The sequence below is a fragment of the Stenotrophomonas sp. LC732 genome (assembly GCF_052446685.1).
In the GTDB taxonomy this organism is placed as follows: Bacteria; Pseudomonadota; Gammaproteobacteria; order Xanthomonadales; family Xanthomonadaceae; genus Stenotrophomonas; species Stenotrophomonas muris.
The window spans coordinates 1308096-1320891 of sequence record NZ_CP199214.1; the positions used below are offsets into that span (position 1 = coordinate 1308096).

The 12796-nt window shown below is 65.8% G+C and carries 10 protein-coding genes; 5 read left to right on the forward strand and 5 right to left on the reverse strand.

Annotated elements, in window-relative coordinates:
- Positions 1 to 97: 97 nt before the first annotated feature.
- Positions 98 to 1399, forward strand: coding sequence for an MFS transporter (locus ACT6SE_RS06280; RefSeq protein ID WP_032961593.1), 1302 nt, complete (start codon positions 98 to 100; stop codon positions 1397 to 1399).
- On the opposite strand, the gene ACT6SE_RS06285 is transcribed toward ACT6SE_RS06280, so the two are convergent.
- The 3 genes from ACT6SE_RS06285 to ACT6SE_RS06295 all read right to left on the reverse strand — a co-directional run bounded on the left by ACT6SE_RS06285 (position 1380) and on the right by ACT6SE_RS06295 (position 4929).
- Positions 1380 to 1841, reverse strand: coding sequence for a bacteriohemerythrin (locus ACT6SE_RS06285; RefSeq protein ID WP_444811114.1), 462 nt, complete (start codon positions 1839 to 1841; stop codon positions 1380 to 1382). The genes ACT6SE_RS06280 and ACT6SE_RS06285 overlap by 20 nt on opposite strands.
- Before the next feature lie 85 nt (positions 1842 to 1926).
- Complete coding sequence (locus ACT6SE_RS06290) at positions 1927 to 3270, reverse strand: diguanylate cyclase (RefSeq protein ID WP_046429784.1); 1344 nt, start codon at positions 3268 to 3270, stop codon at positions 1927 to 1929.
- A gap of 96 nt (positions 3271 to 3366) precedes the next feature.
- Positions 3367 to 4929 (reverse strand): MASE1 domain-containing protein, encoded by a 1563-nt coding sequence (locus tag ACT6SE_RS06295; protein ID WP_046429786.1) that lies wholly within the window; start codon positions 4927 to 4929, stop codon positions 3367 to 3369.
- 489 nt (positions 4930 to 5418) lie between these two features.
- Between ACT6SE_RS06295 and ACT6SE_RS06300 the strand changes: the two genes are divergently transcribed.
- Positions 5419 to 5877, forward strand: a complete 459-nt coding sequence (locus ACT6SE_RS06300) for a hypothetical protein (protein ID WP_230548564.1) — start codon at positions 5419 to 5421, stop codon at positions 5875 to 5877.
- 158 nt (positions 5878 to 6035) lie between these two features.
- Here ACT6SE_RS06300 and ACT6SE_RS06305 read toward each other — a convergent pair whose 3' ends face one another.
- Both ACT6SE_RS06305 and ACT6SE_RS06310 read right to left on the reverse strand, forming a co-directional pair.
- Positions 6036 to 7628, reverse strand: coding sequence for an MASE1 domain-containing protein (locus ACT6SE_RS06305; RefSeq protein WP_046429789.1), 1593 nt, complete (start codon positions 7626 to 7628; stop codon positions 6036 to 6038).
- Positions 7629 to 7853: 225 nt separating this feature from the next.
- Positions 7854 to 9131, reverse strand: a complete 1278-nt coding sequence (locus ACT6SE_RS06310) for an NAD(P)/FAD-dependent oxidoreductase (RefSeq protein WP_046429788.1) — start codon at positions 9129 to 9131, stop codon at positions 7854 to 7856.
- Between the two features lie 161 nt (positions 9132 to 9292).
- Between ACT6SE_RS06310 and ACT6SE_RS06315 the strand changes: the two genes are divergently transcribed.
- The 3 genes from ACT6SE_RS06315 to ACT6SE_RS06325 all read left to right on the forward strand — a co-directional run bounded on the left by ACT6SE_RS06315 (position 9293) and on the right by ACT6SE_RS06325 (position 12650).
- Positions 9293 to 10054: a gamma-glutamyl-gamma-aminobutyrate hydrolase family protein gene (locus ACT6SE_RS06315; RefSeq protein WP_032960941.1), complete on the forward strand. Its 762-nt coding sequence runs from the start codon at positions 9293 to 9295 to the stop codon at positions 10052 to 10054.
- Positions 10051 to 11448, forward strand: coding sequence for a glutamine synthetase family protein (locus ACT6SE_RS06320; RefSeq protein ID WP_046429791.1), 1398 nt, complete (start codon positions 10051 to 10053; stop codon positions 11446 to 11448). The genes ACT6SE_RS06315 and ACT6SE_RS06320 overlap by 4 nt, the downstream gene beginning before the upstream one ends.
- A gap of 92 nt (positions 11449 to 11540) precedes the next feature.
- A complete protein-coding gene (locus ACT6SE_RS06325; protein WP_014646565.1) occupies positions 11541 to 12650 on the forward strand; it encodes a polyamine ABC transporter substrate-binding protein in 1110 nt (369 codons plus the stop codon).
- The last annotated feature ends 146 nt before the right edge of the window (positions 12651 to 12796 follow it).

Below are 12796 nucleotides of genomic sequence, written 5' to 3' on the forward strand. Positions count from 1 at the left end.
GCCACCCTCGTTGGCATCGGTGTCGGCTGAAACCATCGTCCCGTGCGGCCACCGGCCCGTGGCAGAATCGGGCGATCCGCCGTTACCCGTGTTGCCGATGTCGACGATCACCGCTGCCGCACCGCCCGTGAACTCTCCCCGCCGCGTCCTGTTGGCCAGCCTGATCGGCACCACCATCGAATTCTTCGATTTCTACATCTACGCCACGGCCGCGGTGCTGGTGTTCCCGCACCTGTTCTTCCCGGACAGCAGCGAACAGGCGGCGCTGTTGCAGTCACTGGCGACCTTCGCGGTGGCGTTCATCGCACGGCCGGTCGGCTCGGCGGTGTTCGGCCATTTCGGCGACCGCATCGGCCGCAAGGCCACCCTGGTCGCCGCGTTGCTGACCATGGGCCTGTCCACGGTGCTGATCGGTCTGCTGCCGACCCACGCGCAGATTGGCCTGTGGGCGCCCGCGCTGCTGGCGCTGTGCCGCTTCGGCCAGGGCCTGGGGCTGGGCGGCGAGTGGGGTGGGGCGGTGCTGCTGGCCACCGAGAACGCGCCGCCGGGCAAGCGCGCCTGGTACGGCATGTTCCCGCAGCTGGGCGCGCCGATCGGTTTCCTGTTGTCGGCGGGCATTTTCCTGGCGCTCGGCCGCTGCCTGAGCCAGGACGACTTCCTGCAGTGGGGCTGGCGTATTCCGTTCGTGGCCAGCGCGCTGCTGGTCGGCCTGGGCCTGTGGGTGCGCCTGAACATCCATGAGACGCCCGACTTCAAGCAGGCACTGGAGCGCAAGGCGCCGGTGCGGCTGCCGATGTGGACGGTGCTGCGTGACCATCCGGTGGCGATGCTGCTGGGCACGCTGGGGGCGTTCGCCACCTTCGTGCTGTTCTACCTGATGACCGTGTTCAGCCTCGGCCATGGCACCGCCGTGCTGGGCTACAGCCGCGAGCAGTTCCTGCTGATGCAGATGGCCGGCATGCTGTTCTTCGCGCTGGGCATCCCGTTGTCGGCGCGCTATGGCGACCGCTGGGGCACGCGTCGCACGATGATCGTGGCCAGCGTGCTGATCATCGGCTTCGGCGTGCTGTTCGCTCCGCTGTTCCAGCCGCACAGTCCCTGGCTGGTCACGGCGTTCCTGTGCCTGGGCCTGTTCCTGATGGGGCTGACCTACGGCCCCTGCGGCACCTTCCTGGCCGAGATCTACCCGGTGGAAGTGCGCTACACCGGCGCCTCGCTGTCATTCAACCTGGCCGGCATTCTGGGTGCGGCGCCGGCGCCGTACCTGGCCACCTGGCTGGCGGAACGCTTCGGCCTGGTCGCGGTCGGCTACTACCTGTGCCTGACTGCGGCAGCGACCCTGTGCGCGCTGGTGGCCCTGCACCGGCGCGCGCTGCGGCTCAGCCAAAGAAGCGCTTGAGCGTGCGCCCCAGCCAACCGCCGCCCTGGTGTTCGCGGGCGAACTGGTTCAAGTGCGCCTTGACCTGTTCGGCGTAGGCCTGGTCATCGCCGCGGATGTGGTTGAACAACCAGCGCGAGAGCATGGTGCGCAGTTCATCGCTGATGTCCTCGCCGGCCTGGAGGCGCATGCGGTACTCCGATACCCGCTTGATGAAGACTTCATGCACGCGCTTGTGCGCGGCACAGAACGGATAGCCCGCTTCCTCCATCAGTTCTTCCTCGAACGCGAAGTGCGACATGGTGTAGTCCACCACTTCGTCGATCACCTCGCCCACTGCCGCACGCTGCATGCTGGCCTGGGCCACGTGCAAATGGTTGAGCATCTCGATGATGCGGCGGTGTTGTTGGTCGATCACATCGATGCCGATGTTCAGATCGTCCTGCCAGACCAGTAGTGCCATCCCCGGCTCCCCTTCATGCGTATGTCGGGGCTGACTGTAGAGCTGCCGCGCTGGCGCGGCGTTGATCTGGATCAAGGCTGCCCGGTCAGGTCAGCGCGGACTCGCGCGGGCGCAGCGGGCTGGCCACCGTGGTGCAGCTGACCCGGTTGCGGCCGCCGGCCTTGGCCAGGTACAGCTGGCGGTCGGCTTCGGAGATCAGCCGATGCAGTGCATCGCGCTGCGGGCGCAGGCAGCACAGGCCGATGCTGACCGTCATGCGCAGGGTGGCAGTGCCGATGTCCACTTCCAGCGCGGCGATGCGCTGGCGCAGTTCCTCGAAGTACAGCAGGGCCTCGTCCTGCTCCATGTCCGGCACCAGCAGGCAGAACTCCTCGCCGCCGAAGCGGGCGGTCAGGTCGTGGCTGCGGGCATGCGCGGCCACCGCACCGGCCACCGCGCGCAGCGCGTCATCGCCGGCTTCGTGACCGTAGGTGTCGTTGATGTGCTTGAAGTGGTCGATGTCGATCATTGCCACCGCCACGCACTGGCCATGCAGCTGCAGTTGCGGCAGCTGGCGCTGGCTCTGTTCCAGGAAGCAGCGACGGTTGGGCAGGCCGGTGAGGAAGTCGCGGGTGGCCAGGTCCTGCAGCGTGCCGATCAGCTCCAGCTGATCCACGTTCTGCGAGACCCGGCAGAAGAACTCCTCGCGCGAGAACGGCTTGCGCAGGAAGTCGTTGGCGCCGTTCTTCAGGAAGCGCGGGATCAGCGAGGCATCGGTATTGCCGGAAATGCCGATCACCGCCACCTTGTCGCGCGAGCGCAGGGTGCGCAGGCGGCGGGTGAACTCCACGCCCTGCATGCCCGGCATTTCCTGGTCGACCACGGCCAGGCGGATCGCAGGATGCGCGTCGATCGCGGCCAGGCCCTCGTTGCCGTCAGCGGCCTCGTGCACCTCGTGGCCATACATGCGCAGCAGGGCGGCGGCATAGCCGCGCGCGGACGGCGAGTCGTCCACCACCAGTGCCGCAATGCGCCGGTTGCGCTCCAGGCGCTGCACCAGCCACACCAGGTAGTCGATGCTGCCCGGCGTGTTCTTCAGCACGTAGTCGATGATCTGCTGCTGCAGTACGCGCTTGCGCAGATCCTCGTCGTAGACGCTGCTGACCACCACGGTGGGCAGGCCGCGCCTGAGGAAGAACTCGACCACCGCGTCGCGGTCGCCGTCGGCCAGCACCAGCCCGGTCAGTACCAGGAACCAGCCCCCATCCTCGCTCAGCAGGCGATCGGCCTCGGCCAGGGTGGAAGCGATCACCACCGGCAGTTCCAGGCGCTGCTCGATGGCCTCGCGCAGCATGCCGGTGAACGCACGGGAGTTTTCGACCAGCAGGATCCGCTGCGGCAGCGGATCGGCCAGGTCGCCATCGACGGCGGCCTGCGGCAGGACGGGCATGATGCGGTGGCTCACGAGGGAGGGACTCGGCACGGATAGCGGCGGTTTCGGGTGCAACTTTAGCCGGAGCAGCGTGCCCTGCGCGTCGTTCACCGATCAGGCAGGCGATGCGAATGCCGCCGCTGTACCCGCAAGCGATTCGTGCAGGACGAGCCGGAGCCGGTTGCCACGGCAATGCACCGTGCCGCCGTAGGCCATTATCCGGCCGGCCAGACGCTCGATGGCCTGCTGAACGGTCCGGTTCGACAGCGTGCGACCGCGGTCAAGCAGGCCAACGACCACCACGATGCCGCGCCGGTCGCCCGCCTGGCCGCTCCGGGCGCGCACGCTGACCTGTCCCGACTCCAGTTCCAGCAGCAGCGACACCGCCTCGATCAGCGAGCGATAGATGGCGAGCTGCAGGTCGACAGTCAGCAGGCAGGGGTTGCCCTCCAGCCGGGGCGGAATCACGCGATGGGAGTTGTCCCAGCTTTCGCATGCGCCGCTAACCCGCAGCGCGATATACAGCCCAACCTGCTCCAGCCCCGTGGGGTAGACCAGACTGGCCTGTTCACGGAACAGCCGCGAGTGCACGGATGAGGCGTGCTGCAGGCTGTTGGCCACCGCATGATGCCCCTGCGCCTTCAGCCAGCTGACCATCTCGCCGAGCGAGCTGTCCATGCCTTCGCCGAGTTGCTTGAGATGGGAGGCGCGCTCGCGAAGCTCACGCTCACGGGTCTGGTGCGAACTACGTGCCAGGCGCAACGCGGTTTCCTCTGCCAGTCCACGGCACCGTGCACGCTCATGGTGATAGCTGATGCTGGACCCCAGGGCGAGCAGTGCGACACTCATCACGGCCATGTTCTGCTGGGTGGCGAAGGTGCCCAGGTCGAACGAGGACGGTAGGCCGGTGCTGGGTGTGGCGAAATGGAGTGGAAGGTTCAACAGCGGAATCGCGATGGCAGCGCCACGCCACCCATGCATGAAGGTCAGGGCGATCGCTGGGAGGGAGGACAGCAGTACCAGGTGGGTGCGTGTGGTGTGGGCGCTGATGGCCGTAAGCTGCATGCACAGGCCCAGGACCAGCATCACCAGGATGGCCGTGACCGTAGGCGCAGCAAAGCGGCGCGTCCAATTGGGGGCCGCGTGTCGTCGCGACCAGAGGAATGCCAACGGCACGAGGGTGATGATGGCGGCGAAGTGGCCGAAGATCGTGCGATCAACTGCGCTAAGCAGGTTGCTCGGCGGTGGGTTCGACCACAGAGCAAATGAAATGCCCATATTGAGAGCCGGGACGAACAACGCCATGCAGAAGGTCAACGACAGCAACCAGAGGCCGGTGGCGGACTCCGATGGCATTCTAATGCGATGCAGGTAGACCACCAGCATCGCCACCGGCATCAGCAGCGTCGAGGCCAGGATGACCCAGGCCAGGCCGTAGCTGTCGATCATGGGAATGCGCAAGGTTGCGAAGTACGCGTACTCGCCAAGCAGCAGGTAGGGCCACAGGCGGGTCGGGACGATCAGTAGTGCCGCTGCCCGGATGCCCGCGGGCAGGAAGAACTGATCCAGCGAGAACTGACGCGAGGCAAGGCAGCCCAGGGCGTAGACGGCCGCGAGTGCGATTCCGACGGGTCGGATCCGGAAGCTCAGTTCAATTGCTTCTTTGAATCGGTCCAAGCCCGCGCCTCTCATCTCCCGGCCAATGATGACTGACCACTTCCGCAGACACTATCGACAGTTGGAGATGGGTGCAATCGAGGTGTCTGGCCTCCCTTTGCGCTGCAATCGGCGGCTTCCCATGCTTCGAGGCCCTACATGCCCGGCAGTGCGGCGGCATAGCCACCAGAGGACGGTGAATCATCCACAATCAGTGCGCCCATGTGTCGATCGCGTTTCAGCCGTTGCACCCGCCACGTTCGGCGGTTGATGCTGTCCGCTGTGTTCGCCGTCACACAATCGACGACATCCTGCTGTTGCACGCGCCTGTCCAGGTCCTTGTCGCAGATGCCGCTGACCCGCACCGTGCGCGGGTTTCGCCGCGGGTATTGGCGATTTCGGAGGCAGCTTCGGCGTGGCATGGGTTTGCATCGATCCAGTGGATTATCTCCGACAGGCACTGCGGAGTCCGCCCGGTATATGCTGATGCGATTGGCGGTAGCATCCTTCTTGATCCGTATCGCATCCAACCTGGAGGTCAGTGTGAGAAGTTTCCGAATTCATGCATTTGCTGGTGCATTGATGTTGGTGCCGGTATCCGTTTTTGCTTTTGCCCCGAGTGACGACCATGGAATCAAGTTGGCCGGCCAAGGACTCGGCCAGTCGACTCCTCAAGCACAAGACCTGAGCGTGGATCCCGGCTGGTTGGTCTATGGGTTCGAGCGCGATGGCATGGATTATTTCCAGGTAAACGATCTCGCAGGGCACGTGCACATCGTGATCGGCAATGCTGCCGGCACGTTCTGGGTGCTGCCGGCAGGTGACCCGTCTGCGAAGGTGTCGTTGCCGGAGCAGCGCCTGCCTGTTCCCGCCAAGGCCACCAGAACGGTTGTCTATCGGGCCCCCGCATTCACGCTGGTCAGATATGCAAGCGGAGCTGATGTGTTGTGGGCAGTAGAGGCACCCTGATACTGACAGTTGCCGGGATATCGGCCAGCTTCAGTATCAGACTGCATGGGCACCCGGTGTTCGCCGGGTGCCCATGACGCCCTGGGCCAGGGGGACGAGCGGGACGTTATGCGATTCTGCTGTGTTGGTTCGATCCGGTCGCTTGACTGTGAAATGCACTACTGCAGCGCAGAGGGTGCGGGGCAGCCGTACCGCGATGGAGTACTGGCTACTGCCTCCAGTCTGGTTTCGCGGTCGAGGAACAGAATCCTGACCCGGTTGCGATAGCAGTCAACGGTCCCGTCATAGGGGAGGGTTCGCCCGGTCAGTCGCTCGAACGCTGCCATCGTTGTCTGCTTGGAAAGGCGTCTGCGCTGTTCCAGCAGTGACACGACCATGAGGATTCCGCGCCTGGAGCCCATTCCGCCGCACCTTGCACGAATGCGAATCTGACCACCTTCATGCTTGAGAAGAATGGAGACCGCATCAATCAGTGTCCGGTAAGCGGCCAACTGCAGTTCCACGCTCAGGTTGCAGGGGTCGCCTTTCAGATCCGGGCGGAGAACGCGCTCCGTCAGCTTCCACGACTCACGGATGCCACCCGCCTGCAGGGCCACGTAAAGCCCAAGATGCTCCAGGCCCGAGGGATAGACCATGCTTGTCTGTTCGCGAAAGAGCCGCGAATGTACATTCGAGGTATGCAGAAGGCTGTTGGCCACTGCGTGATGTCCCTGGGCCTTGAGCCATTCGGCCAGCTCAACCAGCGACGTATCAATGCCGTCGCCGAGCTTGCGAAGGTGCAGGGCACGTTCACGCAGCTCCATCTCGCTGGCCAATTGCGAGCTCCTCGCCAGATGGATGGCGTCCCTTTCCCCCATCTCGCGCAGCCTGTAACGGTGGTAGAAGTGGGTGATGCGTGATCCGAGCAGCAGCAATACGATGCCGCTGATCGCCATGATCTGCTGGGTGATGAAGGCCGCTGGATCGAATGCGGTGGGATGGGTGTTGGGCGTGGTCAGGCCGATGACCATGTTGAGCACCGGCACTGCAAGGGCAGCCCCCTTCCAGCCATACAGGCAGGTAAGCGCGGCCGCGGGGAGTGCCAACAGCAGCAGGAACGTTGCCTTCAATGCAATCCAGTCTGCGGGCAGTTGAGTCGCTGCTATCCCGATCAGCAGCATCGATGAAAGTGCTGCCAGCATCGGGGTCTTTCGTCGAGCGTTCCACTCCTGCCCCACGTCCTGCCGCGCCCACAGCATGGCGATGGGGGCCACCGTCAGAATGCCGATGAAATCACCCACGCTGAAGCGCGCGGCATTGGTCAGGAAGGGTGTGGAAGGAGGTGTTGGCCAGAGCAGATGGGAAAAGCTGAGGTTGAGCAGAGTAATAACGACGCTGGAAGCGGCGGCAATCAACAAGAGGCCGATCGTCTGCGACTCCGCCATCAGTCGCCGTTGCAGCTTCACAATCAGCATCACCGCTGGCATGAGGAATGCGGAGGCAACAATGACCCATGTCAGGCCGTACTTCTCGATCATCGGCACGCGGGACTGTGCAAAGTATGCATATTCGCCCAGCAGCAGGTAGGGCCACAGGCGCGGCGGGCACAACAGCACGGCTGCCACCCGGATGCCGGCTGGCAAATAGAACTGATCCAGCGACAGCTGTCGGGTTGCCCAATAGGCCACTGCATAAAGCAAGGCAATCATCAGGCCAGCCGGACGAATGCGCACCTTCAGCAACAATCCTTCTTTCCACCAGTCCAATCGCACGTCCCCCTCTCCTACGTGTCCCCTGTCAGCATCCATTCGCCGCGGGGCCCGGTTTCTCAGGACGGTATCGGTCTGCGAACGATTATGCAATTGCATAGCTGCGCATTTAGGAAATTGTCCAGCCATCCATCACAGATGTCGCGTGAAAATCTGTGACGTGTGCAGCACGATCAGCGCTGCGGTACGTTTGTCAGAACGTTCAATACAGGTGGAGATGCAGAATCTTCACCACAACGCATCCCGCAGCTTGTACCAGGACATCGCCGCCACCAGCAGCGGCGTGCGCAGCAGCCGGCCGCCGGGGAAGGGCGCATGCCGAAGGCGCTGGAACACGTCCAGGCGCTCGCTCTGGCCGGCAATGGCGGCGGCGATCACCTCGCCGGCCAGCCCGGCGGCGGCCACCCCATGGCCGGAGAAGCCCTGCGCGAAGTACAGGTCGCCGTCCAGCCGGCCCCAATGCGGGGCGCGGTTGCGGGTGATGTCGACGTAGCCGCCCCATACCTGGTCCAGTGCCACGTCGGCCAGCTGCGGGAACACCTGGTGCATGCGCCGTTGCATCACCCCACGCAGGCCGGGTGGGGGCAGCGCCGAGTAGCTGGCGCGCCCCCCGAACAGCAGGCGGTGGTCGTGGCTGAGGCGGAAATAGTCCAATGCCCAGGCGGTGTCGGCCACGGCCATGTCGTTGCCGATCAGGGCGCGGGCGCGCTCGGCCCCCAGCGGCGCGCTGGCGCCGATATAGGTGCCGACCGGCATGATCCGCCGTTCCAGCTCGGGCAGCAGGCCCTGCAGCCAGGCATTTCCGGCCACCACCAGATGCGCGGCGCGTACGCTGCCGTGGGCGGTGTGCAGGGTCGGCTGCGGTCCGCGCTGCACGCGGGTTACCGCCGAATGCTCGTGGATCACCACGCCGGCCGCGCGCGCCGCATCGGCCAGACCGCGCGCATAGGCCAGCGGGTGCAGGTGCGCGCTGAGCGGATCGAACATCGCGGCACGATAGCGCGGGCTGTCCAGCTGCGCGCGCAGGGCGTCACGGTCCCACCATTGCATGGGGTAGTCGTAGTGGCGTTGCAGGTGCTCGCAGTGGACGCGCAGCTCCCGTTCATGGCGTTCGCGGATGGCGACGCTGGCGTGGCCTTCCACCCAATGGCAGTCAATGCCGTGGCGATTGATGCGGGCGCGCATCGCCTGCACCGCGTCGCGCGACCAGTCGAACAGGTGGCGCGCATCATCACGACCGAGCTGACGCTCCAGTTCGTCCACCTCGCAGCCATAGCCGACCAGCGCCTGCCCGCCGTTGCGGCCGGACGCGCCCCAGCCGATCCGCTGCGCTTCCAGCACTACCACGCGCCGGCCACGTGCCGCCAGTTCCAGGGCTGCGGTCAGGCCGGTATAGCCGGCGCCCAGCACCGCAACGTCGGCCTGCACATTACCCTGCAGCGGGGGCAGTGCGGGCGGTTCGGGCAGGCTGGCGGCGTACCAGCTGGGCGGGAACGCGGCGCTCACTGCAGGCCTCGCGGGTGCAGGGCGGGAGGGCGGAGCGGGGCAGGTCGATCGGCGTTCACCCCGGTAGTTTCGCCGATGCGTGACGGCTGTGGTGTGACGGCACCGACTTGCCGCCTTCGCCGGGCGACGGGTAACGTGTCGGCACGCCAAGGAGTTTTCCCATGCGCCGCCTGCCCTGGGTGGGCCTGCCCACCGACAGCACCGTGCTCGGCCATCACCGTTTCGTGGTGGCCGGCGAGAAGTACGTGCGCGCGCTGGCCGAGGCGGCCGAGGTGACTCCGGTAGTGTTGCCGAGCCTGCAGCCACCGCTGCCGGCCGGCGACTGGCTGCAGGGGCTCGATGGCCTTCTGTTGACCGGTGCAGTCAGCAATATCGAACCGCAGCACTATGAAGGTGGTCGCAGCTGGCCAGGCAATCCACATGACCCGGCCCGCGATGCCAATGCCTTTGCGTTGCTGCACGAGGCACTGGCGCTGGACCTGCCGGTGCTGGCGATCTGCCGCGGCTTCCAGGAGTTGAACGTCGCGCTGGGCGGCAGCCTGCATCCGCAGGTGCACGCGGTGCCTGGCCTGGCCGACCATCGCGAAGAACCGCAGGCGCCGGTGGAGGTGCAGTATGGGCCGGCGCACGCGGTCACGCTGGCCGCCGATGGCTGGCTGGCGCAGTGGCACGGCAGTGGCCGCGCGCAGGTCAATTCGGTACACGGGCAGGGTGTCGCCCGCCTGGCGCAGGGGCTGCAGGTCGAGGCCGTGGCCGACGATGGGCTGGTCGAAGCGGCACGCAGCCTGCACCATCGTTTCGTGCTCGGCGTACAGTGGCACCCGGAGTGGCGTGTCATGCAGGCGCCGTTCTATCACGCTATTTTCCGTGCGTTCGGCCAGGCTTGCCGGCAGCACCAACAGAACCGACTGGATTCCCGATGAGTTCCCGAACGCGCCCGCGCAAGACGGCCACGCCCCCCGCACCGCAGGAAAGCACGCTGCTGCGCTGGCTGAAGGAGCGGCGCATCACCGAGGTGGAATGCCTGGTGCCGGACATCACCGGCAACGCGCGCGGCAAGATCATTCCCGCCGACAAGTTCTCGCACGATTACGGCACGCGCCTGCCTGAGGGCATCTTCGCCACCACCGTCACCGGCGAGTTCCCTGACGATTATTACGAGCTGACCTCGCCGTCGGACTCGGACATGATGCTGCGCCCCGATCCGGACACGGTGCGCATGGTGCCGTGGGCGGCCGACGCCACCGCGCAGGTCATCCACGATTGCTACACCAAGAGCGGTGAGCCGCACGAACTGGCGCCGCGCAACGTGCTGCGCCGCGTGCTGGCAGCCTACGCCGAGCTGGGCCTGCGCCCGGTGGTGGCGCCGGAACTGGAGTTCTTCCTGGTGCAGAAGAACACCGACCCGGACTTCCCGCTGCTGCCACCGGCCGGCCGCTCCGGGCGCCCGGAGACCGCGCGGCAGTCGTACTCGATCGATGCGGTCAACGAGTTCGACCCGATCCTCGACCTGATGTACGACTACGCCGATGCGATGAAGCTGGACGTGGACACGCTGATCCACGAGTCCGGCGCGGCGCAGCTGGAGGTCAACTTCACCCATGCCGATGCGATGGACCTGGCCGACCAGGTGTTCCTGTTCAAGCGCACCATGCGCGAAGCGGCGATGCGCCACGGGGTGTATGCCACGTTCCTGGCCAAGCCGATGGAAAACGAGCCGGGCAGTGCCATGCACATCCACCAGAGCCTGGTGCGGGTGAGCGATGGCAGCAACGTGTTCGCCGGCGAGACCGATGCCGAGGGCGAGTTCAGCCCGGTGTTCGGCCACTACCTGGGCGGCCTGCAGAAGTACGCACCGCAGGCGATGGCGTTCTTCGCGCCGAACGTGAACTCCTACCGCCGGCTGGTGTTCGGCGAAGTCTCGCCGAGCAACGTCCACTGGGGCTTCGACAACCGCACCTGCGGCCTGCGCGTGCCGCTGGATACGCCGGAGAACATGCGCGTGGAGAGCCGTTTCGCCGGGTCCGATGCCAATCCCTACCTGGCGATGGCCGCGACCCTGGCCTGCGGCCTGCTGGGCATCCGCGAGCGGCTGGCACCGGATGCGCCGGTGACCGGCAGCGCCAAGGAACTGGGCTACGACCTGCCGCGCTCGCTGGGCGAGGCGCTGGACGGGCTGGAGCGGTGCAGCGAGCTGCAGGCCCTGCTGGGCGAGCGCTTCTGCCGGGCCTACATCTCGGTCAAGCGCAAGGAATACGAGACCTTTTTCCGCGTCATCAGCTCGTGGGAGCGCGAGTTCCTGCTGCTGAACGTCTGAGCATCCGGAATAGAAAAATCCGCCGCCGGGGGGTAGGCTGGCACCCGTCGCCGGCCCCGCCGGCCCCCCCTTCCCGCATTCTGGAGCACCCGATGAAGCTGCGTATCCTCACGCTCGGCCTGGCCTCCGCCATGCTCGCCGCCTGTGGCGGTGGCAATGGCGGCGCGCAGGACAGCCAGGTCCTGAACGTCTACAACTACAGCGATTACATCGCCGAGGACACCATTCCGACCTTCGAGAAGGAGAGCGGGATCAAGGTGACCTACGATGTGTTCGACAGTGACGAGATGGTCGAGACCAAACTGCTGGCCGGCAACAGCGGCTATGACGTGGTGGTGCCGACCCTGAACTTCTTCGGTCGCCAGATCCAGGCCGGTGTGTTCCTGCCGCTGGACAAGAGCAAGATCCCGAACCTGGCCAACCTCGATCCGGCGGTGATGAAGCGCATCGCCACCCAGGACCCGGGCAACCAGTACGGCGTGCCGTACATGATCGGCACCACCGGCATCGGCTACAACGTGGACATGCTGAAGCAGCGCTTCGGCGGCAGCGCCGACATCGCCAACAGCTGGGACCTGGTGTTCAAGCCGGAGAACATCAGCAAGATGAAGGACTGCGGCGTGACCATCCTGGACACGCCGGCGGACATGATCCCGATCGCACTGCATTACCTGGGCCTGGACCCGCACAGCGGCGACCCGGCCGAGCTGCAGAAGGCCGCCGACCTGCTGAAGTCGATCCGCCCGTACGTGCAGAACTTCCACTCCTCGCAGTACGTGGGTTCGCTGGCCAACGGCGGTACCTGCCTGGTGGTCGGCTGGTCGGGTGACATCATCCAGGCCCGCGACCGCGCCGAGGAAGCCAGCAATGGCGTGCACGTGGCCTATTCGATCCCGAAGGAAGGCGCACCGCAGTGGTTCGACATGCTGGCGATCCCGAAGGACGCCAAGCATCCGGAAGCCGCGTACGCCTTCATCAACTACCTGCTGCAGCCGAAGGTTGCCGCGGCCAACACCAACTTCATCCACTACGCCAACCCGGTGCCGACCGCGACCCCGCTGGTGGACGAGGCGATCCGTACCGACCCGACCATCTACCCGCCGGCCGACGTGGCCGAGAAGATGTTCACCTACTCGATCAACACGCCGGAGACCGACAAGCTCTACACCCGGCTGTGGACCGAGGTGAAGACCGGGCGCTAAGGGCTGGCTGGCAGGTGGGTGCCGACCGTTGGTCGGCATGCTTTTCCGGCGGGGCCGACCAACGGTCGGCCCCCACCAGATCTGCAGATCCCCCCGGCCCGGTGGGTGCCACCCGTTGCCGTCATATCCCCTGCAGCCCCCGGCCG